Consider the following 22,773-nt stretch of genomic DNA (forward strand, 5'->3'; position numbering starts at 1 on the left):
AAGCAAGTATCCGTAGAGCTATCATTCGGTTACCGGACGTATCAGTCTCACCGTCCGCCACCAAACGGCGATCACGCTGCCGCAATCCACGCGGCAGCGGACGCCCCGGAGATCAGACAGGCAGCGAGCAGACACGGCGGGGCATCGAGCGATCGGATGTCTTTGAAACCTGCACGCCATTCCCGACGACGGAATACCGACGCCAATGCCACCGGACAGCCCTCCGGCGACGGCGTCCACACCAACTCAACAGGCCGAGGTCGGCCTCGTGAATCAGCAAACACGCCTACAGTACGCACGCCTGGCGCGCGTGATGAGAGAACTGCAGGCAGGCAGGGCGGCCCCGGCCTCCGATAGGAGGCATCATGAACCGACAGGCCCCGCTGTCCCTTGTCCTGGAGACAATGGCCGACAACCCCGACTGCCTCACGCTCTCCATCACGGCCCTGGCCCTGCTGATGCTCATCAGGAAGATCCGGAGGGTCCTCCGCCACCTGGTCGTCAGGCTGAGGTCCTTGCTGGCGACAGCCGACTTCACCTTCCGGTGGAAGAACATCACCGTGGCCTACGACCACCGGTAGCGGATCCGGCGATCTTCCCGGTCTCCGGACGGGGCGGCCGTCGCACCCGATGACCGCAGCCGGCCGGACGGCGTCTCAGCCCGGGAAGTCGCCTGAGCGGACGCCCCGAGACGACCGTCTCGGGGTATCCGTCTCGGGGCGTCCGCGCAGCCGAGCCGCCGGCGCCTCCACCGGACCGCACGCTCCGGAGCCGGTGCCGGCCGCCCGCCCCCTGCTCCGCTCCTCCCCTCCCGCCGCCCCGCCCCGCCCCTCCCGCTGCGCGCGATGACGCCCGGATCTCGTGGCGTCGCCCTTCGGCGGGCTCGGCCTTTCCGGACGCCCGGAGATCGACTTAAATCTGGGCGGAGACATGTCGGGCGCCGCGTGGGAAGGATCGCATGGGTGAATTCTGGATGGGGGTCATCAGCTCGGTGGCCGCGAGCGGCCTGCTCGTGGGACTGGGCTGGATCACGTCGGCGACGATGCGGCGACGGGCCCGGCGCGCCCTGCTCAAGGTGACCGGGACGGGAGTTCTGGAGACCTTCCCGAGCCAGCGAGAGGCCGCGCCGGCCGTCGCGGCGGCTCTCGCCGGAGCACGTCACGTGCGCGTCCTCGCCGGACGAGGCAACGAGCTCACCAGGGACACCTTCCATCCGCTGTGGGAGACGGGGTCGCGGAAGAAGACCGACGTCAAGATCTTGCTGCCCGATCCCGACGAGACGGGCCCCGGAAGCTGGATCGACGATCACGAGCAGGAAGCGGTCAGATACGACGGCGGCCAGGCCGGCGGCCTGATAGTCCACCAGATCCGGGTCAACGTCGCCTACATCAAGAACGTGGCGAAGGATCTCGACCATGTCGGACTGGCGCTCTACGACTTCCCCGCCTTCGGGCGGCTCGTGATCACCGAGAAGGTCGTCTTCCTCACGACCTACTCGGACGCGCGCCACGGAGCCGACTCTCCGTGCGTCGCCCTGTCGGTGGGTAACCCGCTGTATGACTTCGCTGTCCGCGTCTTCGACAAGGTGTGGCAGGTCAGCCGTCGCTGCTGAGCGCGAGACGACGTCGCCGCCCAGCGCGCGGCGGACGCCCCGGGGCGATCACGCTCCGGGGCGTCGCGCTGATCAGCCGCCGCTGACGGTCCGAGGCCCGTCAGGCGCCGTGAGTACGGTTCTCGCTGGGCTGGTAGCGTTGACGATCTCGGATCCGCAACCTCCCCCGGTCGCCGGGGTGGCGCAAGATCTCCACTTCACGTTGGAGGGCCTTGCCATGGCTGGAATCAAGCGGGTCACGGATGCGTCGCAGGCCCGTCTGCGCCTGCTGACCGCCGTCAGCGCCAGGAAGGACGCGGGCAGCAGCCCCACGGGGATCGTCGGGCGGAGCCTGGCGCGGCAGCTGCTGGACGCCGGGGATCGGGTGCGTGTTCTCGCCGAGCCCGGCCAGGTGGACGGCTGGCCCGACGGGGCCGAGGTCGTCGAGGGGTCCATCACCCGGCCGCTGGAGCGCGCCGAGGTCTTCGCCGGCGTTGACGGCGTCTTTCTCGCCGGAGCCGTGCCGGCGACGGTGCGGGATGCGCTGGAGGTCGCCCAGGGGGCCGGTGTGCGGCGGATCGTCGTGCTGTCCTCGCACGGGCCGGAGTACGAGGAGGCCTATCCGCCGGAGACGTGGTTCTGGCTGGCCGTCGAGCGGGCCGTCGAGCGCTCGGGGATGGAGTGGACGCACATCCGCCCGTCGGCGGTGATGGGGGCGGTGATCGAGGGCACCTATCCGGCCACGGGGTCGGACTGGCCGGACACGGTCAGGGGCGAGGGTGTCGTGCGGGAGGCCTTCCTGGACGGCGGCCACTATCCCTTCGTCCATGAGGACGACCTCGCCGCCGTCGCGGTGGCGGCGCTCCGTGCCGACGGCTATGTCGGCACCGTTCTCGAGGCCGTCGGACTGCCGATCAGCACCCGCTCGCGCGTGGCGAGCATCGCCAGCGCCATCGGCCGCGACATCGCCGCCGTCGAGGTGACGCCCGACGACAGCCGCGCGACCTGGCGGCGTCGCGGCTGGCCCGACAGCGGCATCGACGTGACGCTGTACGCCCTGGAGGAGTACGGCGCGCGGCTCGCCGAGCTCACCCGGTGGACGCTCGACCAGCGGCCGGCCGTACGCGAGATCATCGGCCGCCCGCCACGCGGCTTCGACGACTGGGCGGTCGAGAACGCCCACCTGTTCCGCTGAACGTCCGCCCCACCCAGAGCTGAGCGTCCGCCCCACCCAGAGCTGAACGCTGCCCCCACCCGGAGCTGAACGTCCGCCCCACCACGAGCGCCGGCCGCCGCTCGTGGTGGGCGGCGCAGGACGCCGCTGTCACCGGAGAGCGGGCGGTAGACGGTGAACGGGAAGACTCGACGCCGGTGTGCAACCGTTCCGCCCGCCCGCTCGAAGGCAAGGTCAGGGAGAACGCGGCGTGGCTCGCAACACGTCGAGTTCCTCGTTCATCGCGTCGAGAAAGGCGGCCACGGTGCGCAACTCCTCCGGGCTGAAACGCCGCAGGGCGTTGTCCGTGCCACGGCCGAGCGGGCGGAAGAAGGCGGCGGCGAACTCCTTCGCCGCGTCGAGGTAGTGCAGGTGGACCACGCGCCGGTCGTGCGCGTCGCGGACCCGGCGGATGTGCCCGGCCCGCTCCAGCCTGTCGAGGCAGGCGGTGATGGCACCCGACGTGAGGTTCAGCTCCTCCCGCAACCGGCCGGGAGTGATCGGCGACGGAGCGTCGAAGATCTTGATGAGGGCCTGGACGTCGGTGGTGTGCAGCCCGTGTTCGTGGGCGAACTCGTGGGCGATGCGATTGAACTCGGCGGTCATCCGGCGCAGTCGTACCGCGAAGGACTGCAGGTCGATGCCCTCCTCGTTATCGCCGTTCATGCCGTCATGCTACATTAACTCAATAATTGAGTATCTCAATTATTGAGTTACATGGCATCACGGAAAGGCGATCTCATGGCGCGACAACCGATCCGCTGGCTCGTCCCGACACTGCTGGTGCTGGTCTGGCTGGCCGTCGGCGGAGGGTTGGGGCCGTTCGCCGGCAAGCTCACCGAGGTGTCCACCAACGACCAGGCCGCGTTCCTGCCGCAGAGCGCCGAGTCGACGCGCGTGCTGGAGGTGCAGGAGGGTTTCCGCCAGGGTGAGACGCAGCCGCTCATCGTGGTGTGGACCGCGGACGGGAAGGACATCACTCCCGAGCAGAGCGCCGCGGCGACCCGGACGCTCGCCTCGCTGCGCGGCACGGCGGGCGTCGTCGGGACGCCCACACCCGCCCTCGGATCGGACGACGGCCGGGCGCTGCAGGGCGTGGTCCAGCTCAGCCCCGACATCGAGGACTCGCTCGGGGAGACCCTGGACCGGATCGGCTCGGCGGTGGCGGTCGACGGCCTGCGGGCTCAACTGGCGGGGCCGGCGGCCACCCGGGCCGACCTGTCCGACGCTTTCGCCGGCATCGACGGCCTGCTGCTCGGGGTGGCGCTGATCACCGTGTTCGTCATCCTGCTGGCGGTGTACCGGAGCGTGCTGCTGCCTCTCGTCATCATCATCGGCGCGGTCTTCGCCCTGGGCCTGGCATGCGCCGTGGTGTACTTCCTGGCCGACCGCGGTGTCGTCCGGGTCGACGGCCAGGTGCAGGGCATCCTGTTCATCCTGGTCATCGGCGCGGCCACCGACTACGCGTTGCTGCTGACCGCCCGCTTCCGGGAGGAGCTGGCCACGACCGGCGACCGCTTCGCCGCGGGCCGCGTCGCGCTGCGACGCTCGTTCGAGCCGATCGTCGCCAGTGCCGCCACGGTGGCCCTGGCTCTGCTCGCGCTGCTGCTCAGCAGCCTGACCAACAACCGCGCGCTCGGCCCGGTCGGCGCCATCGGCATCGCGTGCGCCGCCCTCAGCGCGCTCACCTTCCTGCCCGCGGTTCTCGTCCTGCTGGGCCGCGCCGCCCTGTGGCCGGCGAAACCGCATCCGGCCGACGCCAAGGCCCGCGGGATCTGGGGGCGGGTGGCCGCCCTGGTCGACCGCCGTCCGCGCCGCCTCTGGATCGCGACCGTCCTGCCCCTCGTCGGCCTCGCCCTCTTCGCGCCGCAGCTGAACGCCAGAGGGGTGCCGCTGGACGAGACGTTCGTGAACGACGCGCCGTCGGTGGCGGCGCAGGCGACGCTGAGCGAGCACTTCCCCGGGGGCTCGGGGCAGCCCGCGGTCATCGTCGCCCCCGCCGAGCGTGCCGCGGCCGTGGAGAAGACGGCCGACGGCGTCGAGGGCGTGTCCGACGCCTCGGCGGTGACCCGGAGCGGACGACCGGGCGACGTCCCCAAGGTCGTCGACGGACTCGTGCTGGTGGAGGCGACGTTGGGCGACGCGCCGGACAGCGACGCCGCCCAGGACACGGTCAAGCGCCTGCGCGCCGCGCTCGCCTCCGAGAACGGCGTCATGATCGGCGGATACAGCGCCCAGCGATACGACACGACGGAGACCGCCAAGAACGACACGCTGCTCATCGTCCCGGTCGTCCTGGCGATCATCCTGCTCATCCTGATCGTCCTGCTGCGCTCGCTGATGACGCCCGTGCTCCTGGTGGTCACCGTGGCACTGAACTTCCTGGCCACCCTCGGCGTCTCCGCGCTGGTCTTCACGCACGTGCTCGGATTCACCGGCAGCGACGCGTCCGTGCCGCTGTACGGCTTCGTCTTCCTGGTCGCGCTGGGTGTGGACTACAACATCTTCCTCATGTCCAGGGTGCGCGAGGAGACCGCGCGCCACGGGGCGCGGGAGGGCGTGCTGCGCGGGCTGGTCACCACCGGCGGGGTGATCACTTCGGCGGGCGTCGTGCTCGCCGCCACCTTCGCCGCGCTGGTGGTGATCCCCCTGGCCTTCCTCGTGCAGATAGCCTTCATCGTCGCCTTCGGCGTCCTGCTCGACACCTTGGTGGTGCGGTCCCTGCTGGTCCCGGCGCTGGTACGGGATCTGGGCGCGCGGGCTTGGTGGCCCAGCCGCCTGGGCCGGTCCGAGGTACGACAGGCGCCCCGGGGGCTGACCGGGGCGTCGAGGTGACCCCCGGCCCGGCCGGTGGACGCCGGGTCCGCCCTCTGATCGGCACGGGGTCAGGCCGGTCGGCACCGGCCGGCGGCCGGGAGCGTGCGGTTACCGCGGGTCCACGCCTCACCGATCGTCAGGCCGGGGTTCACGAGGAGATCTCCACGATTTTCTTCCAGGTCTCGCGATCCTCGATGTGACTCAGCATGTAGTGGGCGAGATCCGCTCGCGAGATGCTCTTCGGGTCCGGCAGGTGGTGACCCGCTGCCGCCCGATAGCGGCCGGTGAGCGGCCGATCGGTGAGCATCGGCGGGCGGATGACCGTCCAGTCGAGGGTGCTGGCCCTGACGATGTCCTCCATGGCGGCCATGTCGGCGTAACCGTGACGGTAGAGACGCTGGATGAGATGCCTGGTGACGAGCCGCTGCGGCAGCGGCGTGCCGGGAGGGATCTCCAGACCCGCGGAGGACAGGCACACCAGGCGCCGCACCCCGGCACGGCCCATCGCTTCGATGATCTTCGCCGTGCCCTGGGAGTAGACCGTGGTGGGATGCTTACGGTCACGGCTGCCCAGGCAGGACAGGACGGCGTCGTGACCGCCGGTCGCGGCGTTCCACGTCCGGGGCTCCAACACGTCCCCGCGGATGACGGCCGAGCGGGCACGGTCTCTCTCCGGGATCCCGTCCGGGTCACGGGCGACGACGGTGACATCGTGCCCGGCGTCGAGGGCCTGGGTCAGCAGCCGTGCGCCGGTGCCCCCGGTGGGACCGAAGACGAGCAGCTTCATGACGCGTCGGCGAGCGCGTCGACCAGGGCGGCGGCCAGCGCTCGCTGGCCGGCGAGGGACAGGTGCACCCCGTCGTCGAGATGGAACGGCTCTGCCGTCTGCCCGGCGATGACGGGCCGGATGTCGACTGTGCTGTCGGGCAGTGCGTTCAGGATCCGCCCGACCGCGTCGATGTCGCGATTGGTCCAGGTGATCCCCGCCTGCTGGAAGGGCTGGTAGGCCGCGACACGCTCCTCGTCCACCCCGGGAGGCGTGAGCCACACCCACCGCGCCGTGGTGCGCCGCGCCGCGAGATCGCGCAGGGCGCGCAGGTTGCGTTCGGTCTCGGTGAGGCTGACCAGGTTCGGCCCGTCGGCCGACCCGAGACGCTGGACGTCGTTGGCGCCCAGCATGCACAGCACCCAGTCCGGGCGCTGGTAGGACAGGCCGGGCAGCGCGGCCAGTGCCTGGGTGGTCGTCTGGCCGGTGACCGCCATGTTGACGAGGCTGATGTCGTCGGCGGGACGCCGCAGCTCGACGAGGTGGCGCAGGATCTCGAACCACGACAGCAGGTCGCCTGTCGTGCTCTCCCCGACGGCCACGACACGCCGGCCCGGTTCGAAGGGCAGCCGGTCCACCTTCTCCGCGAATCCGGGCTCGGCCAGCAGATCCATCGCGGCGCGGCGCGCCTGCTCGTCATGCGCCTGACGCATCTGGCGGTAGGAGCCGACGTCAAGTCCGAACAGGGCGGCGACGCGGTCGTCGTCGAGCCTGCCGAGATAGCCCAGGACCTTCTGCGGGTGCTGGAACCGGATGAGTCGTTCGGTCAGTGCGGTGTTCATGCGGCTTCCTTCCGATCTTCTGGCGTGCTCGAGCGGTCCCGGCTCGGACCGGTCTTCTTGGTACGGGTGCGGGGCAGCAGGAAGCCCACGGCGATGAACCAGGCCAGGGCCGTGAAGCGGGCCACGGGCAGCAGGAGGGCCGCCTCGGAGACCAGCAATGTCAGCGTGGACAGCTCCGCGACGGCGGCGACGGCCAGGCCGGCGAACGCGAGCGGGCGCGGCAGCAGCCCGGCCAGCCATCCCGGGACTGCGATGCCCGCCACGAGCAGCCCGAGGAAGACGACGTGTCCGGTGCCGCCGGTGGCGAACGCGAGGTTCTGCAGCATGCGGACCACGACGGGCTCGGCAAGCACCTCCGGCCGGGACAGCGTCCACGCGAACATCGCGGACAGGGCCAGCATGGCGGCGGCCAGCAGGCCGCCGGCCAGGGCGATGGTGGCTCCCGGCGCGCGGATGCCGAGATCGCGCAGCCGTACGGAAGCGGTGGCGGCGTAGATCGCCATCGGCACGGAGGCCGCGAACTGCAGGAACGCGCTCACCCGTACGGCGTCCTGGTGGTCATGGAAATACGCGAGGATCTCGGCCGGGGAGCCGAAAGGCGACGGGAAGGTGACACCGCCCGCCATGGCCGTGCTGACGGCGATCCCGCCGAGGAACAGCGCCGTGAAGACCACGGCGAGGATCCCGAGCGGCGGGCCGGCGTTCCTCTGGGGCCGGGCGTTCTCCGAACCCGTCACGCGATCACCCGCCCGCCGGTCAGATCGAGCGTCACCCCGGTCACCCAGGACGACGCGTCGGAGGCGAGATACAGCACGGCCTGTGCGACGTCGTCGGGCCGGCCGATGCGGCCCAGCGGGTAGGCGGCGGCCAGCTCCTCCAGCTGCCCGGCGGACATGAAGCGCCGCATGCGGTCGTTGAGCACCGCCGAGGGGGCCAGGCAGTTGACCCGGACCCCATGCCCGCCGACCTCGTTGGCCAAGTGCCCCGTGAGCATCACCACGCCGGCCTTCGCGGCCGCGTACGCGGCGTTCGCGCCACTCGGCCGGCGTCCCGCGGTGGAGGACATCGTGATGATCGACCCGCCCCCTCGGCCGATCATGCCGGGCAGGAACGCGGTCACCGTCAGATAGACCGACGTCAGATCGGATTCGATGACCGCGCGCCACCGATCGGCCCCCAGCTCGGTGGTCGGCGCGGGAGCGCCCTGGCCCCCGGCGAACGCCGCCAGGACCTCCACCGGCCCCAGCTCGTGCTCCACCGTGTCGCGTATCCCCCGTACCGCGCCCTCGTCGGTGACGTCGCCGGGCGCCGCCACCGCCGTACCCCCGGCTGTCACGATCCCGGCCACCACAGCGTCGACCGCGGCCCGATCGCGGCCGTTCACCGCGACCTTGACCCCGTTCGCCGCCAAGGCCCGGCAGGTCGCCGCCCCGATCCCCCGGGAACCACCGGTGACCAGCGCGACCTTGCCTGCCAGGTCCGGATAGTGCGGCTGCTGTCCGCCAATCTCGTTCAACGCCCCAGCTCCGTTCTCTTCGATGAACCATTCATAGCACAGAACTATTTCGCCTAGACTACTATCACGACATGAGCACACCACCATGGGCCGGCGCCGACGGACCCGCAGCGCGGTCCCGGCCGAGGGGAACGGCGTTCCTGCTTTCGCAGGTGGGAGCGCATGCCGCAGCACGGTTCGCGGAGCGGATCAGCGAATTGGGGGTGATCCCTGCCGACGTCGGGCTGCTGCGCATGATCGCCGCCCGTCCCGGGCGCAGCCAGCAGTCCCTGGCCGAGGAGATGGGGGTCGTGCCGAGCCGGGTGGTGGCACTGATCGACAACCTGGAGCGCAAGGGACTCGTCGAACGGCGACGGAACCCGCAGGACCGCCGCAACTACGCGCTGCACCTGGCAGAGGAGGGCACCCGCGTCATGACGGAGATGCGCCGGCTCGGCTCCGCGCATGAGGACGACATCTGCGCCGCGCTGGACCACACCCAGCGCGCCCAGCTCGCCGAGCTGCTCGAAGCCATCGCCGCCCAGCAGAAACTCACACCCGGGGTCCACCCCGGCTACCGATGATCCGCTCCCGAGGGACGGCCGAGAACCACCCGGCCGCACCGGCGACGCCCGCCGCCCCCTCCGTCACGGAGGAAGGGCGAGTCCCCCGTCGACGGCCTGCCGCCCCCGTCGCCCCGGCCGGCACCCGGAGCGGAGTCACCCCGTCACGGTGATCCTGAGCCCTGCCATTCGTTTACGGACCCTTGGCGTCAGGGGACGCGTGGCGGGGGTATGTCGTCCCGCATGGGGCGATCTTGGGCCCGGGGACCAGGGGGAGGTCAGCTATGTACGCGACGGTACGGCGATACGAGGGGATAACCGATCCCACCGAGGCGGGACGCCGGGTGAGCGAGGGGTTCGTGCCGCTCATCCGCCAGGTCCCCGGGTTCGTGGCTTACTACTGGGTCGACGCCGGGGGCGGGGTGATGCTCTCCACCAGCGTCTTCGAGGATCGATCCGGGGCCGAGGAATCCACCGAAAGGGCCGCGGACTTCGTGCGGGAGAATCTCGCCTCCCTGCTTCCGAACCCTCCTCAGGTCACGGCCGGCGAGGTCGTGGCGTCCGGGTAGTGGCTGTCTGCCACCCGACAGCACCGGTGGGACAGGGCTCTCCGGCCGAGAGCCGCTCTCGACGGCCTACGGCCACGTAGGGACGCAAAGCCGTACCCGGAGGTCAGCGGGCAGATCACAGGGTCAACTGCGCGCCCCGTGCCCCAGCGGGATCCGGAGCCGCGGCACCCGCTCCGGCCGGACGCCGCGACCGCCGGGAGGAACACGGCCTCGCCCTCTCCTCTCTACGCGGGCCCCGATGGAGCCGGGCACCCTCCGGCGGAGCCGGGGGAGATCCGCGAAGCGGCCGACCTCGGGGACGTGCGCCTTCACGACCGCCGGCACACCCGCGTGAGCCTCCTGCCCGACGTGGCCGTGCCTCCGAACATCGTCCACGAGATCGGGGCCTGTCGCGGACATGGGTGTGGGAACTAGCGTGTCCTGATGGCTGAGCACGCTCGATCCTTGTCCACGGTCACCTCGCCGGCCCGGCGGAAGGCCCTGCAGCCGCAGGATCTTCAGCCGCTTTTCGTCGAGCGGGTCAACGCCCGCGATCTGGAAGGTCTCGAAGAGCTCTACGAGCCCGACGCGGCGCTGCACTATCCGGCCGGGCACATCGCGCGGGGCACCGAGGAGATCCGGCTGGTGCTGCGGGAATTCCTGGCCGCCGGGCCCCTCATGACGGCTGAGCCTGTCAGCGTGGTCCTCGCGGGTGACCTGGCGCTGACCTCGGGGGTGTGGACCATGGAGATCCCCGGGCCTGACGGTCGGCCTTTCCAGGCGAGCGGGCAGACGGCCGAGGTCGCGCGCCGCCAGGCCGACGGGACCTGGCGGATGATCATCGATGAGCCCGATTTCGTCAGGCCGCGGGCTGACTGACATGAGGCTCCGTCCCGCTTGCCGGCCGGCTCGATCACGGCTCGGAATCTCATCGCTACCGCCTTTCTACGGGTGAGACGCGGGGTGATAGGTCAGATGGAGGACACCGGTGCCGAAGGTCGCGGAGTCGACCAGCCGCAACGGCGTCCGCCGGCCGTCGTCTTCGAAGAGGCGCCGGCCGCGGCCCAGGACGACGGGATGGACGAGCAGCTGGAGTTCGTCCAGGAGGTTCTCACGCAGCAGTGACCGGACCAGGGTGGGGCTGCCGCTGATGGTGATGTTGTTTCCCGGTCCCTTCTTGAGCTTGGTGAGCTCGGTGGCGACGTCGCCGCCGATCAGAGTGGAGTTGTGCCACCGCACCGTGCCCAAGGTCGTGGAAGCGACCAGTTTGGGCATGGCGTTGATCCGCTCCGCCAGCGGGACCTCGCTGCCGCGCTGCGGCCAGGAGGCGGCGAACACCTCATAGGTGACCCGCCCGAGCAGCAGGGTGTCGGCCCGGTGGAACTGCTCGGCGACCACCTTGCCCATCTGCTCGTCGTAGTAGGGGAAGTGCCAGTCCTCGGGGGCTTCCATGACGCCGTCCACGGACACGAACAGCTGGGCGATGATTTTCCTCATGACCCCTCCTCATGGGGTGCTGAGCCGCTCCGCACCGGGGTGAGCGGCGCGGAGCGGTCTCAGGCGGCGAAGAACTCGGCCAGGACGGGGGCGATGGCCGCCGGGTCGACGTTGTGGGGCTGCCCGGTCAGGGTGCGTCGCCGGGGGTTGGGCAGGGCGGTGGCGATCGCCTCGGCGGCAGCGCTGACCCACGGAATGGTCGCGCCGTCGATCACGATCGTGGGGACGGTGAGGGCGGCCAGCTGTCCGGCGGGCAGGGCGAAGTCGCCGGCGAGCTCGGCGTCGTAGGCCAGGGCGGGCGCGGTGGCACCCATCCCCTCCCAGAACGGGCTGGCCTTCATCCCGGCGACGAACTCCTCAGGCATGAGCACCGCCTTCAGGAAGAACAGCTCCAGCATGTCGCCGTGACGGCCCTGCTCGCGCAGCGCGAACTGCTGGTCGCGATAGTCGGCGGGGACGGCCGGGCGGGTGCCGGGGAGGATGTAGGGCACCTCCCACAGCGCCAGCTTGGTGATGGCCAGACCGTGAGCCGCGGCGTGGACGGCGAGGAGCCCGCCGCCGGAGGTGCCGTACACCATCGCCGACCCGCCCGCCTCGGTGATCAGAGCCTGCAGGTCCTCCAGCTCGCGCTCCACCGCGTACGGTTCTGTGTCGCCGCTCTCGCCCCGGCCACGCCGGTCGTAGTTGTACACGGTGAAGCCATCGGCCAGCAGGTCGGCCACCGGCGCGTTCGTCGACCGATCAGTGGGGCCGCCGCCGATCAGGATGACCGCCGGCCCCTCACCGGTCCGGTCGTAGGCGATGGGAGTGCCGTCGGTGGAGATGACCTTGTTCATGGGGGTTCCCTTCCGTCTCAACTAGTACTGGACTGTACAGTACTCATTTGAGTACTGATCCGTCCAGTACTAGAATGAGAGCGAGAAGAGGAGCGGACATGACAGAGCTGACACAGGCGAGCCCACCCCAGGAGGAGGGCCGCTCCGCCCGCAAACGCAGGGCGATCATGGAGGCGGCCACCGAGCTGTTCCTGCGCCACGGCTACCAGGGCACCAGCATGGACGAGGTCGCCGCCCTCGCCGCGGTGTCCAAACAGACCGTCTACAAGCACTTCACCGACAAGGAACAGCTGTTCAACGCGATCATCCTCAGCGCCACCGAGCGGGTCGGCGACTTCACCGACACCGTCACCGAGTTCGCCGGCACCGAGAACCTGGAGGAGGACCTGGCCGAGCTCGCCCGCCGCTACATCACCGTGGTCATCCAACCGCGGACGCTGCAGCTGCGCAGACTCCTCATCGCCGAGGCGGGCCGCTTCCCCACGGTCGCGCGCGACTACTACCGGCGGGCACCGGGACGCACGATCGACGCGCTCACCGAGACCTTCCAGAAACTGGCCGACCGGGGCCTGCTACGGATGGACACCCCGTCCCAGGCCGCCGCCCACTTCGCCTGGCTGATCCTGTCCCAGCCGATGGACAAGGCCATGTTCTTCGGGGACGAGCAGCAATACACCCCAGCGGACCTGCAGCGCTTCGCCGACGAAGGAGTCCGCGTGTTCCTCGCCGCCTACCGGGCCTGAACGAGACGGCGCACCAGACCTCGACAGCAGAGCGCGCCAGAGAATGTGCCGGTCCTGGAGCCCGTAGCGCCTGAGTGCTTGACCTGCGGTCCGGCCCAGAAGACCGCTGGGGACGTCGGGGCCTGGTCTCACCTCGGATGACGGCCGAACTGTCGCAGCCGGGCCGGACCGCCGGGCGGCAACGGGGCGGCCCCGTCCAGGGCCGCCCATGCCCTGCCCAGCCTGCTCAGCCGCCCTGGCAGCCGTACTTCTCGTTCAGCGTCCGCGCCGTCTCGGCGGGCAGCTCCACGTCGCTGACCCGGAGCTCCACCTTGCCGGGCGCCATCAGATAGCCACTGATGACATACATCGAGTCGGGTACCGAAGCCCTGGTCTCCGGCTCCCTGTCCCAGGCCGTGCCCTCCCGGAAGGCGGGACCTGTGAGCGTGAACTCCTGAATGTCCAGGCCGCGCTCCTTCAGCAAGGCGCGCACCTCGCTGACGGGTCTGTTGCGGAACGGCACGCAGTGCATGGGTTCGCCTGGCACGTCGAAGCCGGTGATCGACTCGTACTCCTCGCCGGGACGGGCCTCACGGCCCAGGACGATCTCGGCCGACCCGGTGAAGTCCTTGCGGACCTTTATGCCGAGGGGGCAGCCGAACGGGCTGTCACACCCTCCGAGCCGGTCGATGACCTCGATCCCGTCCGGCTTAGCCGTACTCCCGGTCCCGGCAGCGGAGGCGAGCGAACCGACCAGGCTCGGCGTGGCGGGCAGAAGCCGCAGCTTGACGTCGAGACCGGCGTCGCGCAGCTGCTGCTCGTACACCTCCGGCTCGGCGAGCACGTCCTTGACTTCGATGAGGTAGTAGTCGCCTTCGACCCTGATGTCCAGCGCCGAGGCGGGGTCGGGGCCGAAGGCGACGGGGACGGGGACGGCCGCCATGAGGACTCCTGCGGCGATCGGCAACGCGAGCAGCGGGCGCCGTCTCCTACGTGAGGCGGCGGGGGCCGGCTCCGCATCCATGATCTTGTACATCGTCTCCCGGGCGCCCGGGGTCAGACCGGGGCCGGGGCCGGGGCCGGGGTCGGGGTCGAGACGCCTGACCACGTCGTCGACATGCGTGTTCACAAGGTCTCCTTGGCGAGATCGACGACGCGGGCGCCGTACCGGTTGAGTCCGCCGTCGCCGGCGGCCAGTTCGGCGGCCAGCCGTTCGCGGGCGCGGTGCAGGCGCTGGCGTACGGCGATGCGCGAGCAGCCCAGGACCTTCGCTATCTCGGCGTTGCCGAGACCCTCCCAGCCGACGAGCGACAGCAGTTCCCTGTCGTCGGCGGACAGCCGCATGAAAGCCGCACGCGTCGTCTCGGGCACGAGGCTCGTCATCGGGTCGGCCCAGTCGGCGAGTTCCTCACGGAGGCGTGAGGTCAGGGCCGCCCTGCGGGACTCGCCGCGGCGGTGGTTGGCCAGCGTGCGCCTCGCCACGCCGTACAGCCAGAGCATGGCCCGGTCGCCGGAGGGTATGTCGGCGAGCCGCCGCCACGCGGTCGTGAACGTCTCGGCGATGACGTCGGCGACGTCGTCAGGGTGGTCGGCACGCCGCCGGACGTAACTGGAGACGGCCGCGTACTGCTCGGTGTAGAGCTCCTCGAAGCGCTGTCTGGGGTCTGGGGGACCCACGCAGTCGTCCCTTCCGTAGGGGAGAGTCACATGAAGGAAGGTGTCCGGATGTCTTCAGGCGTGACAGGTTCGACCAGCCGCGGTGTCGCGTCCGGCCCTTGACCGGCATCCGGGCCGGCCGGCGGTCCCGTCCGGTCCGGAGCGTTCTCCCTTCGTCCGTGTTCGGACACCTCGGGCATCCGTCCGTGCTCGGACACCTCGGACCCGGGCTCGACGAATTACGGTGATCAGGAGGATAAAGTCTCCTGATGATCATGGCCTCGTCGGCTCGGCACCGGTCGTATGCGATCTTCTGGTGGTCGCTCGCCGTCGCGTTCGAGGTCGGGCTGATCCTCCGTGCGCTGCTGCGCTCCCGGCTCCTCGGCGGGTCCATTGACCTCGACAGGCGTTCCTTCGAGTGCTGGCTCGACTCGTGGGAGGAGGTTCCGGACTGGCGCCGGGTGCTCTTCTTCCGGCTGGACGACCTCAGCGAGTGGCTGACCTTCGGGCTTCCCCTGTTGCTGGCGCTGCTGACCTGGCTGGTCGCGCGCCGGGGAACGGCGCCGGTCCACCTGTGGGCCACCGGCGCCGGGGTCGCCGCCATCACGCTGGACCACCTGGTTGGACGGGCCCAGGCGTTTCTGATCTCCGGTCCGGGATGCCAGGATGACATCGGCCTCTCCTGGCAGGAGACCGGCCTGTTGTTCATCCCCGCCGCGCTCATCATGGCCGGCGGCTCGGCCGGTCTCCTCGCCACGGCGAGTGGGCCGCGGCCGTACCGGCCACTCGTGCCGCGCTGGCTGCCGACCGCGCTGGCCGTCGCGGTGCTGGCCGCCGCCGTGCTCCATGGCCATGCCAACTCCGGCAGGCTGCTGGGCCGTTGCTCCTACGCCTGGAAGGGGCCGTCCTGGTATTTCCCTCAGCGACCGGACGAGATAAAGATCTCCGGACGGGGATGCGACACCCCTGAACTGCGGGCGGAGATCTTCGAACAGGTCAAGCTCGTGGAGTCGGCCCGCCGTACCGACGGCATGGGATCGAGCACACCGAGCCCGGCTCCCACATCGACGCCTGACCAGTCACCCGCCTGCGAACCCGCCCACAGGGCACCGGCCTGGCGCCCGCCCGACCCGCGCGTCACGGCCCGGGTCAACGCGGCCTGGTGGCGGATCGAGACCTGGCTGGCCGCGAACGCGCCCGGTGACCACCGCAGGCTCCGCCCGCCCGCCACACCGCGCCGGGTCAGGAAGGTCGAGGCGACCCTCGGCTTCCGCCTCCCTGACGACCTGCGCGCCTCGCTGCTGCGGCACGACGGCACCGAGGCGGTGCTCTTCGGGCCGCTGCACGAGCCGATGTCGACGGCGCTGATCACGCAGCACTGGAAGGACCTGCACTGCACCGACGAACCCCTGGACACGCTGGTGCCCTTCGCGCTGGCTGTGGACGGCGGCGCGCTGGTCGTGACGCGCAGGGGCAGGGTCGGTGAGTACTTCGCCGAGACAGGGTTCGACTTCGACCTCCGTTCGGGTGGCTGGCCCTCGTACACGGCGCTCCTGGAGGACGTCGCCGGCTCCCTCGGATCGGGCACACCGCTGCGCGGCTGGCGTCCCACGGTCACCCCCGACGGGCTGCTCGACTGGAAGGAGTGACAGGTCACGGCGGCCCTCCTCGCTGAAGCTCCGCCGCCGCCACGCCCGGCCACCGCGGCTGAGCAGGCCGTCCGCATCTCGGTGGCGGTCGGCAGCTTCGCCACATGACGACGTGCTGCAGAACGCGGGACCGGTCGGGATCCGGCTCTGGGTCATCGCGGCGGTAGGGCAGAGCCTGGTGGTGTTGACAGTCGCGCGGTTCGCAGCCCGTATCCCGCTCAGCGGCCCCTCATCCTGTCGCCGGCCCATCACCACCAGGGGAAGGATCGTTCTCCTGGCCAAGGGCCGTTCCGCTGTTCCTCGCCCCCGCGGCAGCGGCCTGGTCTGCGGTCAGGGCGGCGAGGTGGCGGCGTAGCACCGTGAGCATCGTCTCGGAATCCAGGCGGCCGGGATGGAGCACCGCCTGCAGGGACATGCCGTCGAGCAGCGCGCACAGGCTGCGGGCCTCCAGGGCGATGTCGGCGTCCGAGCGCAGGCGACCGGCGCGGCGGGCGCCTTCCAGGACGCGGGTGGTCAGCGTGAACAGCCCGTCGTAGAGCTCGTCGGTGTACGGCCGCAGCTCGGGGCGGGTGCGGGCGGCGGCGGCGAAGGCCAGCCACACCACCGCCTCGCGCCGGCGCTCCCCGTCCAGGGGCAGCACCTCGGCGAGCATGCGTATGGCCGTCTCTCGCCGCTCGTGCGGCGTAAGGGGCGCCTCCGCATCCAGCAGGCGGTCGGCGTGCGCGACCAGCCGACCTGTCACCCGTTCGCTCATCGCCCTCATCGCGAACACCATCAGCTCGGAGTGCGCGGTGAAGTAGTGCCGCACCGAGCCGATGGCCAGTCCCGCCTCGGCGGCGACGTTACGCAGCGACGCCTGCTCCAGGCCGTCGCGCTCCACCACCCGGAACACCGCCTCGACGACGGCCCGGCGTCGCTCCTGTGGGTCCACGATCTTTGGCACCCAACTTTTATAGCACGTTCGTGCTACAGTTTTTTTAGCATGACCGTGCTATCAACGGAGGGTGTAGTGGACGGAACGTTATGGACGGCCATCGTGGCCGTGCTGGTGCTCGGCGTGGTCGTCAAGCGGTTCATCGGGGAGCCCCTCAACGCCCGCGACCTGTTCCTGCCGCCCGTCGTCCTCATCGGCATCGGCGTCTTCGGCCTGGCCAAGAACGTGCATCCGAGCGGCTACGACATCGTCTGGATCGCAGCGGCCTCCCTCACCGGCCTGCTCTTCGGCGCGTTGCGGGGCCTTACCCCGCGGCTGTTCACCAAGCGCGGCCACCTCTGGCAGCGCTACACGGTCTGGACCCTGCTGGTCTGGGCGGTGTCCGCGGCGGCCAACATGGGGGTCAGCCTGCTCGCCGTGGCCGCGGGCGTTCCGGAGCAGGCGCGGCCGCTCACGCTGTCGATCGGCGTCAGCCTCCTCGGCGAGGCGATCACGCTCGGACTCCGCGCCCTGACCACCGGGACGCCCTTCGCCCCCGAGACCTCCTCGCTCCTCGACCGCGCCACCCGGCCCAGCACCCACCCCGCTGGTAGGGCTCACACTGCGGACCACACCCCGGGCCACCACGAGGGCTCGCCGGACCCGGGCCGGACGGCTCTCGACACTGCGGCACGGACCGTCGCACGATGGGCCAGAGACGGACGGGCCCAGTGAAAGTTTCCCGGCCCGGGTTCCGCGCGGGCGAGGACCACAGGGTGCCGACGGTCGGCGTGGTCAGCGGGATCGCCCCGGGTCAGTTGACGGTCGGAGCCTCTCTCCTCCCGATGCGGCGAGCAAGGCGGCCGGCGCGCCGGCGACAGCCACGACGGCGGCCACGGCACCAGCGATGACCAACTGGCGCCGTTGGGGCGGCGGCGGCAGCACCTTGGCCGGCTCCGGCCTGGACACGACCGTCTCCGGGGACGCGACCATGTGTATCCGGGGCGGGGCAACCGCGCAGCCGGTGCCGCCGCCCTGCCTGGCCTCCGTCGGCAGGGACGTCAAGTGAGGCAGAAGCCGGCCCGGCCCGGGAAGCATCCTGTCACCCTTCAGGAGACTGTTTGCACTGTTATAGTCAAAGACAAACAGTTGGAGGTTGGGCTGTGTTCATCCCCATATCCCCCGCGTCTCCCCGTTACCCCGATCACGCCGCGCCGGGACGGCTCCGTCGCCTGATCCTGACGGCCGCTCCCCCGCTGCTCCTCCTGGCCGTGCCCATGGTCCTGGTCGCCCTGTACGGCGAGCGCCTTCCCGACCGCGTCCACATCGGCAACTGGGCCGTCGACACCAAGTACGAGCCCACCTGGCAAGGCTGGACCTCGCAACCTCTCTTCGGGGCGGTGATGTGGTGTGAAGCACTGCTCGTCGTCTCGTTCCTGCGCTACTGGCGCTTGCCTCAGGTCCAGCGGGGCCTGGTGGTCGGCAGTTTCCTCATCGGCGTGGCCGTTCCGGTGTCCGGCGCGCTGTGGCTGCCGGCGCTGGTCGACGCCCCGGGCGTCGTGGCCCGGCCCGCCTGGCACCTGGCGGTGGAGATCGCCGTCACCGCGGGGGCACTCGCGCTGGGCTGGGCGGCGGCGGGTCCGCTGCCGCCGGCGCCCGTGGTCACCGCCGCACCACCGCCGCATGCCCCCAGCATGACGCTCGGCCCGTGGCAGCGCGCCATGTTCGCGACTTCCGCCTGGTCGGCACGTAGGCTGCTGGCCGCCGCGGTGATGGCCGCGCTCACCGCATGGGCCGTGTCCAATGGCTTCGGCGGATGGCAGGGGGTGGCCTTGCTGGCACTGTTGACGATCTTCGAGGCGGCGCAGGCGCGCACCCGCCTGCAGATCGACGGCTCGGGCATCACAGTGAGCCTCCCCTGGCTTCCCGTCCTGCGCCGGACGGTGCCGTACCCGAGGATACGGTTCGCCGAGGCCATGAGCGGACCCCTCCCCGGGCGATACAAACTGGACGACGGGGAGGAAGGCTGGGGCATCGTCAGCGGGAAGGGACCGGTGCTCGCCTTGTCGCTCAGTGACGACCGGTGGTTCGTCTACTCCACGCGCGAAGCGGAGACGGCGGCCTCGCTGGTCAACGGATGGCTGAGCAGGCAACGACAGGAGACGGCGTAGTGCTGATCACAGTTGACCCCGCATCGGCCCAGCCGCTCGCCGACCAGGTGGCGGGCTCCGTACGCACCGCGCTGGCCAACGGCATGGCTGCCCCCGGAGACCGGCTCCCCTCGGCGCGCAACGTGGCCACCGCCCTCGGCATCAATCTGCACACCGTTCTGCGGGGTTACCAGCAGTTGCGCGACGAGGGGCTGGTGGAGCTACGTCGCGGCCGGGCGGCCGTCATCACCGGCACCGCCGACCGGTTCCGCCTCCGGCTCGCCGCAGCGGCCGAGGAGTTCGCCAGAGCCGCTCTGCACACCGGAGCCTCCGACGAAGAGGCACTCGCCGCAGCGCGAGAGGCCCTGCTCGCCATGCGAGCCTGACCGGACGGCAGGGCCCGGCAGATCGGAGTGGTCCTTGACCGGTAGCCCGGCCGAAAGCACTGACCCCCCCTGCAGCAAGGTCAGGCATGCCCGCAGTCGCCCAAGGGCGTCGTAGACACCTGATCGGAGGGAGTATCCGGCCTTGGAAACTTCACGCCCCCGGTTGATGCCGACAAAGAGATCAGTCGCACAGTTCCATGGGCCCGTTGTCGTCGAACAGAACCAAGCCGGCCATCGCTACGCCGCTCTCCTGACCGGATAGATGAGAATGAGATCCACGCCTGGACGCGTATACAGACGCAGCCGGTAGGTGCCAGGACCGCTGCGCGCGAGATCGGGGAAGCGCACCTTGCTCGCCGACAGCGTCTGCATCACCAGGTGACCCGATTCGCTGACGATGTCCGCCTCGACCACCTGGTCCCAGCCTTTGCGTCGCAGGGGTGGCGGGGCCGAGCGCAGCGCCTTCGCCGTGACGCAGGTCGCCCAGTCCTGGCTGGGTGTGAAGATCAGGGCCAGCTGACCGCTGGTTGCCAGGGTGTCGACCGATTCCGCATTCCAGATCACCTCGGAATCTTCCTCGGTGTCCGCTTCCGCGTCGTAGATGCCGTAGGGCTGGACGTCCCAGTCGTAATAGGACGCGGTCGCCTGGAACCGAGTACGTAGCGCGGGCCACGGATCACGGCACAGGGCGTCCTCCTTGCGCGCCTCGCGCTCCAACTGTTCGCGCTCGATGTTCTCCTTCTCTGCCTGCTGCTGGCCGATCTGAGCGGACGACAGCAACAGATCCGGATATTTCCGTCCAATCACCTCCGGGCAGAGCAGCGCGAGCAGCGCAGGTCGAGCCTTGACCGGCTCTCCGGCTGCGAACCTGGCGCACGCGTCCCTGCCCTTGCCGAGCAGTTCCTGGTCCGAGACGTGCCGCCCAGAAGGCTTGCTCACGCTGCACATGTAGGCCCGATCGCGCCTGTGGGCCGGGATGTCCGCGACACGTGGCGGTTCCGACCACGCCCAACATTCCATGAGATCATCGCTCTGCCAGGTGTAGGTGAGATGTGGACGGACCTCGGGTCCGACGACCATCAGCAGGAGGACCGTGGCCACAGCCGCGACCGCTGTGGGCACTCGCAGAGGCGCCTTCCGCCCCGGCTCACGGTTCAGCTCATGCGCCGTGCGCGCCAGCCAGACGATGTAGAGCACATCCATCGCCTCGGCGATCGACTCGATCGTGCCGCCCCTCGTCAGGGCATCCACGAGCGCCACCAGGAACATGCTCGCGAATGTGCCCAGGCCGATGAGGAGCGTCACCCGGCTCCAGCGTCCGTCGCGCCGCTGAGCGAGCAGGAGCATCACCATCACGACGAACGTGGCCACTCCCGCGGCCATGACAGTCGCTTGGTAGGCCGGGTTCACGAAGCGCTGGAGCTCTGAATCGTCCGCCAGGTCGTTCGCGAGCGATCTGGCCGGTTCCACCAGTCCGAGCAGGAGCAGAGCCAGCCGGAAGGGCCGACCCGACCCGGTGAGCACCACCGTGAGCAGCACGAGCGCAGGCACCCAGAGCGCCAGCCCGATGACCGTCTCGACCAGGTCTGGGAGGAACGAGGGGATCAGCAGCCACATCACGTCGGCGTACAGCAGCAGCCGTAGCCACGTGGCCGCCCGACGCATCGGCACGGCCGTAGGCGCGGGTCCCCGCAAAATCTGCCACAGCATCCACGAGTTCACCAGCCCGAGCAGCAGCAACCCGCCCAGCACCGGCAGTAGGGGAGACTTCCCGACGATCTCGTCGGGCGGGTACCACATGGTGGCCAGCCACGCGGGTGTCGCGGTGCCGATCACCAGGCTGAGGATGATCGAACCGAGGGTGATGACCAAGTAGGCAGATGTCGCCAAACGGTACATGCGCACAATGAGGCTTGATCGTAGTACGACCGAGTAATGCTCTCGTGGAGATCCAGCGGGGGTTCCCCGGAGCTGGTCGACCAACACGGTCCACGGCCTTTTCGGCCCGGCAGCGTGGCCTTCCACCTGGTAGCCGACTTCTGGTAGCCGACTTGGATGATCGCGCCGGCGATAACGGAGGCGGAGGCGATAACGGAGGCGGATAGGTGGAAACTCTCCGATGGCCAAGGTCGTGACCATGCCGGAGGTCCGTCCGGACGCGGTCATGGCGACGTGTTGGCGATCCTTCGCTTCGAGGGCTCGCAACAGGGCATCCTGCATCGACGTTGTCGTCAGCGTTGTCGTCGAACAGAACCAGGAACGCCCCGGCCGTGATCGGCTCGGGGCGTCTGTGCTGCTCAGTTGCTGTGGTCAGACAGCAGGGCGGGTCGCGGGCCGGAGCCTGGTGTCTACGCCTCCTGCCGGGCCGCCGGACGGTAGTCCAGGACGACGGCGCCGGAGCCGAAGGTGTGGGTGCCGGCCAGCCGCCAGGTCTTGGGGTCGACGCCGTCGGCGAACAGGCGCTTGCCCTTGCCGACGACGACCGGGTGGAGGAAGAGCTTGAGCTCGTCGACGAGGTCGTGCCTGATCAGGTAGTTGACCAGGTCGCCGCTGCCGTAAATGAGGAGGTCCTTGCCGTCCTCGGCCTTCAGCTTGGCGACCGCCTCGGCGACGTCGCCGTCGATGACGGTGGCGTTCCACGTCGTCTCCCTGAGAGTGGTGGAGGCCACGTGCTTCGGGATGCTGTTCATCTCGCCCACGTCCTCGCCGGCCGCCTCCATCGCCAGCCAGGCCTGGGACATGCCGTCGTAGGTGACACGGCCCAGGAGCAGGGCACGGCTCTGGGAGAGCTGGCCGGCCTGGAACTTGCCGTGGTCGTCGTTCCAGAACGGCCCGGTCCAGGCGGGCTCCTCCACGACGCCGTCCATCGAGATGTAGACGACCGCGACGACCTTGCTCATGTCCTGCTCCTCAAGGGTGGCGGGCCTGTCCGGCCCGCTGTGGTGATGTGCCTTCAGCTTGGCCGAGCCCGTTTACGGATTGCTTAAGGCTTCCTTCAGGTGCCGGTGCTCGACGCCGGGGACCGTCTGACGGCGCCGCGCGCACAACACATCAGCGGGCCGTCAGCACCTCCGAAGCGCCTGCGAGCACAGTCATCCCTGTCAGCGGCACCACACGGTGAGAACGCGC

Annotated in this window: 25 protein-coding genes; 13 read left to right on the forward strand and 12 right to left on the reverse strand. The window is 70.1% G+C overall.

Annotation, left to right across the window (positions count from 1 at the left end; genetic code table 11):
• The first annotated feature begins 365 nt into the window (after positions 1-365).
• The 3 genes from ACZ6R6_RS07175 (at position 366) to ACZ6R6_RS07185 (ending at position 2,786) form a co-directional block, all read left to right on the forward strand.
• Positions 366-581, forward strand: coding sequence for a hypothetical protein (locus tag ACZ6R6_RS07175; RefSeq protein ID WP_470090917.1), 216 nt, complete (start codon positions 366-368; stop codon positions 579-581).
• 377 nt (positions 582-958) lie between these two features.
• Positions 959-1,612: a hypothetical protein gene (locus ACZ6R6_RS07180; RefSeq protein ID WP_470090918.1), complete on the forward strand. Its 654-nt coding sequence runs from the start codon at positions 959-961 to the stop codon at positions 1,610-1,612.
• A 217-nt stretch (positions 1,613-1,829) separates the two neighbouring features.
• Complete coding sequence (locus ACZ6R6_RS07185; protein WP_470090920.1) at positions 1,830-2,786, forward strand: NAD(P)H-binding protein; 957 nt, start codon at positions 1,830-1,832, stop codon at positions 2,784-2,786.
• A gap of 213 nt (positions 2,787-2,999) precedes the next feature.
• On the opposite strand, the gene ACZ6R6_RS07190 is transcribed toward ACZ6R6_RS07185, so the two are convergent.
• The gene (locus tag ACZ6R6_RS07190) at positions 3,000-3,470 is read right to left on the reverse strand and encodes a MarR family winged helix-turn-helix transcriptional regulator (RefSeq protein WP_470090922.1); all 471 of its coding nucleotides are present in this window, start codon (positions 3,468-3,470) and stop codon (positions 3,000-3,002) included.
• 75 nt (positions 3,471-3,545) lie between these two features.
• Between ACZ6R6_RS07190 and ACZ6R6_RS07195 the strand changes: the two genes are divergently transcribed.
• Positions 3,546-5,639: an MMPL family transporter gene (locus ACZ6R6_RS07195; RefSeq protein WP_470090923.1), complete on the forward strand. Its 2,094-nt coding sequence runs from the start codon at positions 3,546-3,548 to the stop codon at positions 5,637-5,639.
• A 130-nt stretch (positions 5,640-5,769) separates the two neighbouring features.
• Here ACZ6R6_RS07195 and ACZ6R6_RS07200 read toward each other — a convergent pair whose 3' ends face one another.
• From ACZ6R6_RS07200 to ACZ6R6_RS07215, 4 genes are read right to left on the reverse strand one after another with little or no spacing between them, the layout of a single operon-like run.
• On the reverse strand, positions 5,770-6,408 hold the full coding sequence (locus ACZ6R6_RS07200; RefSeq protein WP_470090925.1) for an NAD(P)-dependent oxidoreductase: 639 nt from the start codon (positions 6,406-6,408) through the stop codon (positions 5,770-5,772).
• Complete coding sequence (locus ACZ6R6_RS07205; protein WP_470090926.1) at positions 6,405-7,229, reverse strand: SGNH/GDSL hydrolase family protein; 825 nt, start codon at positions 7,227-7,229, stop codon at positions 6,405-6,407. Before ACZ6R6_RS07205 ends, ACZ6R6_RS07200 begins: the two co-directional genes overlap by 4 nt.
• Entirely contained in the window at positions 7,226-7,966 is a 741-nt protein-coding gene (locus ACZ6R6_RS07210) for a hypothetical protein (RefSeq protein ID WP_470090928.1), read from the reverse strand. Before ACZ6R6_RS07210 ends, ACZ6R6_RS07205 begins: the two co-directional genes overlap by 4 nt.
• The gene (locus ACZ6R6_RS07215) at positions 7,963-8,745 is read right to left on the reverse strand and encodes an SDR family NAD(P)-dependent oxidoreductase (RefSeq protein ID WP_470090930.1); all 783 of its coding nucleotides are present in this window, start codon (positions 8,743-8,745) and stop codon (positions 7,963-7,965) included. The genes ACZ6R6_RS07210 and ACZ6R6_RS07215 overlap by 4 nt, the downstream gene beginning before the upstream one ends.
• A 71-nt stretch (positions 8,746-8,816) precedes the next feature.
• On the opposite strand from ACZ6R6_RS07215, the gene ACZ6R6_RS07220 reads away from it, so the two are divergent.
• The 3 genes from ACZ6R6_RS07220 (at position 8,817) to ACZ6R6_RS07230 (ending at position 10,714) form a co-directional block, all read left to right on the forward strand.
• The gene (locus ACZ6R6_RS07220) at positions 8,817-9,308 is read left to right on the forward strand and encodes a MarR family winged helix-turn-helix transcriptional regulator (RefSeq protein ID WP_470090932.1); all 492 of its coding nucleotides are present in this window, start codon (positions 8,817-8,819) and stop codon (positions 9,306-9,308) included.
• Positions 9,309-9,571: 263 nt separating this feature from the next.
• Positions 9,572-9,856 carry a hypothetical protein gene (locus tag ACZ6R6_RS07225; RefSeq protein WP_470090934.1) on the forward strand — a complete coding sequence of 95 codons (285 nt, stop codon included), beginning with the start codon at positions 9,572-9,574 and terminating at the stop codon, positions 9,854-9,856.
• Positions 9,857-10,279: 423 nt separating this feature from the next.
• Complete coding sequence (locus ACZ6R6_RS07230) at positions 10,280-10,714, forward strand: YybH family protein (RefSeq protein ID WP_470090935.1); 435 nt, start codon at positions 10,280-10,282, stop codon at positions 10,712-10,714.
• A gap of 66 nt (positions 10,715-10,780) precedes the next feature.
• On the opposite strand, the gene ACZ6R6_RS07235 is transcribed toward ACZ6R6_RS07230, so the two are convergent.
• Together ACZ6R6_RS07235 and ACZ6R6_RS07240 are read right to left on the reverse strand one after the other, a co-directional pair.
• Positions 10,781-11,332 carry a dihydrofolate reductase family protein gene (locus ACZ6R6_RS07235; RefSeq protein WP_470090937.1) on the reverse strand — a complete coding sequence of 184 codons (552 nt, stop codon included), beginning with the start codon at positions 11,330-11,332 and terminating at the stop codon, positions 10,781-10,783.
• 59 nt (positions 11,333-11,391) lie between these two features.
• On the reverse strand, positions 11,392-12,168 hold the full coding sequence (locus ACZ6R6_RS07240; protein ID WP_470090939.1) for an alpha/beta fold hydrolase: 777 nt from the start codon (positions 12,166-12,168) through the stop codon (positions 11,392-11,394).
• Positions 12,169-12,266: 98 nt separating this feature from the next.
• Here ACZ6R6_RS07240 and ACZ6R6_RS07245 point away from each other — a divergent pair, with 98 nt between their 5' ends.
• Positions 12,267-12,911 (forward strand): TetR/AcrR family transcriptional regulator, encoded by a 645-nt coding sequence (locus tag ACZ6R6_RS07245; protein ID WP_470090941.1) that lies wholly within the window; start codon positions 12,267-12,269, stop codon positions 12,909-12,911.
• Positions 12,912-13,137: 226 nt separating this feature from the next.
• Here the strand turns inward: ACZ6R6_RS07245 and ACZ6R6_RS07250 are convergent, their stop codons facing one another.
• A complete protein-coding gene (locus ACZ6R6_RS07250; protein ID WP_470090942.1) occupies positions 13,138-14,019 on the reverse strand; it encodes a hypothetical protein in 882 nt (293 codons plus the stop codon).
• Positions 14,016-14,567 carry an RNA polymerase sigma factor gene (locus tag ACZ6R6_RS07255; RefSeq protein WP_470090944.1) on the reverse strand — a complete coding sequence of 184 codons (552 nt, stop codon included), beginning with the start codon at positions 14,565-14,567 and terminating at the stop codon, positions 14,016-14,018. The genes ACZ6R6_RS07250 and ACZ6R6_RS07255 overlap by 4 nt, the downstream gene beginning before the upstream one ends.
• A gap of 248 nt (positions 14,568-14,815) precedes the next feature.
• On the opposite strand from ACZ6R6_RS07255, the gene ACZ6R6_RS07260 reads away from it, so the two are divergent.
• Positions 14,816-16,195, forward strand: a complete 1,380-nt coding sequence (locus tag ACZ6R6_RS07260) for an SMI1/KNR4 family protein (RefSeq protein ID WP_470090945.1) — start codon at positions 14,816-14,818, stop codon at positions 16,193-16,195.
• Between the two features lie 229 nt (positions 16,196-16,424).
• Here ACZ6R6_RS07260 and ACZ6R6_RS07265 read toward each other — a convergent pair whose 3' ends face one another.
• On the reverse strand, positions 16,425-17,138 hold the full coding sequence (locus tag ACZ6R6_RS07265) for a TetR/AcrR family transcriptional regulator (RefSeq protein WP_470090947.1): 714 nt from the start codon (positions 17,136-17,138) through the stop codon (positions 16,425-16,427).
• A 66-nt stretch (positions 17,139-17,204) separates the two neighbouring features.
• Here ACZ6R6_RS07265 and ACZ6R6_RS07270 point away from each other — a divergent pair, with 66 nt between their 5' ends.
• The 4 genes from ACZ6R6_RS07270 (at position 17,205) to ACZ6R6_RS07285 (ending at position 19,644) form a co-directional block, all read left to right on the forward strand.
• Entirely contained in the window at positions 17,205-17,843 is a 639-nt protein-coding gene (locus ACZ6R6_RS07270) for a hypothetical protein (RefSeq protein WP_470090949.1), read from the forward strand.
• 172 nt (positions 17,844-18,015) lie between these two features.
• Positions 18,016-18,177 (forward strand): hypothetical protein, encoded by a 162-nt coding sequence (locus ACZ6R6_RS07275; protein WP_470090950.1) that lies wholly within the window; start codon positions 18,016-18,018, stop codon positions 18,175-18,177.
• Between the two features lie 94 nt (positions 18,178-18,271).
• Positions 18,272-19,279: a hypothetical protein gene (locus ACZ6R6_RS07280; protein WP_470090952.1), complete on the forward strand. Its 1,008-nt coding sequence runs from the start codon at positions 18,272-18,274 to the stop codon at positions 19,277-19,279.
• Positions 19,279-19,644 carry a GntR family transcriptional regulator gene (locus ACZ6R6_RS07285; protein WP_470090954.1) on the forward strand — a complete coding sequence of 122 codons (366 nt, stop codon included), beginning with the start codon at positions 19,279-19,281 and terminating at the stop codon, positions 19,642-19,644. Before ACZ6R6_RS07280 ends, ACZ6R6_RS07285 begins: the two co-directional genes overlap by 1 nt.
• Positions 19,645-19,881: 237 nt before the next feature.
• On the opposite strand, the gene ACZ6R6_RS07290 is transcribed toward ACZ6R6_RS07285, so the two are convergent.
• Positions 19,882-21,516, reverse strand: a complete 1,635-nt coding sequence (locus tag ACZ6R6_RS07290) for a hypothetical protein (RefSeq protein ID WP_470090955.1) — start codon at positions 21,514-21,516, stop codon at positions 19,882-19,884.
• A 476-nt stretch (positions 21,517-21,992) separates the two neighbouring features.
• The gene (locus tag ACZ6R6_RS07295) at positions 21,993-22,544 is read right to left on the reverse strand and encodes a dihydrofolate reductase family protein (RefSeq protein WP_470090956.1); all 552 of its coding nucleotides are present in this window, start codon (positions 22,542-22,544) and stop codon (positions 21,993-21,995) included.
• Positions 22,545-22,773 lie beyond the last annotated feature (229 nt).

The organism is Streptosporangium sp. NPDC048886, assembly GCF_055586905.1.

What these genes read in the sequence shown, in the direction of transcription:
- ACZ6R6_RS07230 (WP_470090935.1), top strand. Translation starts at nt 10,280, where the DNA reads ATGGCTGAGCACGCTCGATCCTTGTCCACGGTCACCTCGCCGGCCCGG.
- ACZ6R6_RS07240 (WP_470090939.1), bottom strand. Translation starts at nt 12,168, where the DNA reads ATGAACAAGGTCATCTCCACCGACGGCACTCCCATCGCCTACGACCGG.
- ACZ6R6_RS07275 (WP_470090950.1), top strand. Translation starts at nt 18,016, where the DNA reads ATGACCAACTGGCGCCGTTGGGGCGGCGGCGGCAGCACCTTGGCCGGC.
- ACZ6R6_RS07200 (WP_470090925.1), bottom strand. Translation starts at nt 6,408, where the DNA reads ATGAAGCTGCTCGTCTTCGGTCCCACCGGGGGCACCGGCGCACGGCTG.
- ACZ6R6_RS07220 (WP_470090932.1), top strand. Translation starts at nt 8,817, where the DNA reads ATGAGCACACCACCATGGGCCGGCGCCGACGGACCCGCAGCGCGGTCC.
- ACZ6R6_RS07195 (WP_470090923.1), top strand. Translation starts at nt 3,546, where the DNA reads ATGGCGCGACAACCGATCCGCTGGCTCGTCCCGACACTGCTGGTGCTG.
- ACZ6R6_RS07260 (WP_470090945.1), top strand. Translation starts at nt 14,816, where the DNA reads ATGATCATGGCCTCGTCGGCTCGGCACCGGTCGTATGCGATCTTCTGG.
- ACZ6R6_RS07190 (WP_470090922.1), bottom strand. Translation starts at nt 3,470, where the DNA reads ATGAACGGCGATAACGAGGAGGGCATCGACCTGCAGTCCTTCGCGGTA.
- ACZ6R6_RS07180 (WP_470090918.1), top strand. Translation starts at nt 959, where the DNA reads ATGGGTGAATTCTGGATGGGGGTCATCAGCTCGGTGGCCGCGAGCGGC.
- ACZ6R6_RS07245 (WP_470090941.1), top strand. Translation starts at nt 12,267, where the DNA reads ATGACAGAGCTGACACAGGCGAGCCCACCCCAGGAGGAGGGCCGCTCC.
- ACZ6R6_RS07185 (WP_470090920.1), top strand. Translation starts at nt 1,830, where the DNA reads ATGGCTGGAATCAAGCGGGTCACGGATGCGTCGCAGGCCCGTCTGCGC.
- ACZ6R6_RS07235 (WP_470090937.1), bottom strand. Translation starts at nt 11,332, where the DNA reads ATGAGGAAAATCATCGCCCAGCTGTTCGTGTCCGTGGACGGCGTCATG.
- ACZ6R6_RS07205 (WP_470090926.1), bottom strand. Translation starts at nt 7,229, where the DNA reads ATGAACACCGCACTGACCGAACGACTCATCCGGTTCCAGCACCCGCAG.
- ACZ6R6_RS07175 (WP_470090917.1), top strand. Translation starts at nt 366, where the DNA reads ATGAACCGACAGGCCCCGCTGTCCCTTGTCCTGGAGACAATGGCCGAC.
- ACZ6R6_RS07225 (WP_470090934.1), top strand. Translation starts at nt 9,572, where the DNA reads ATGTACGCGACGGTACGGCGATACGAGGGGATAACCGATCCCACCGAG.
- ACZ6R6_RS07295 (WP_470090956.1), bottom strand. Translation starts at nt 22,544, where the DNA reads ATGAGCAAGGTCGTCGCGGTCGTCTACATCTCGATGGACGGCGTCGTG.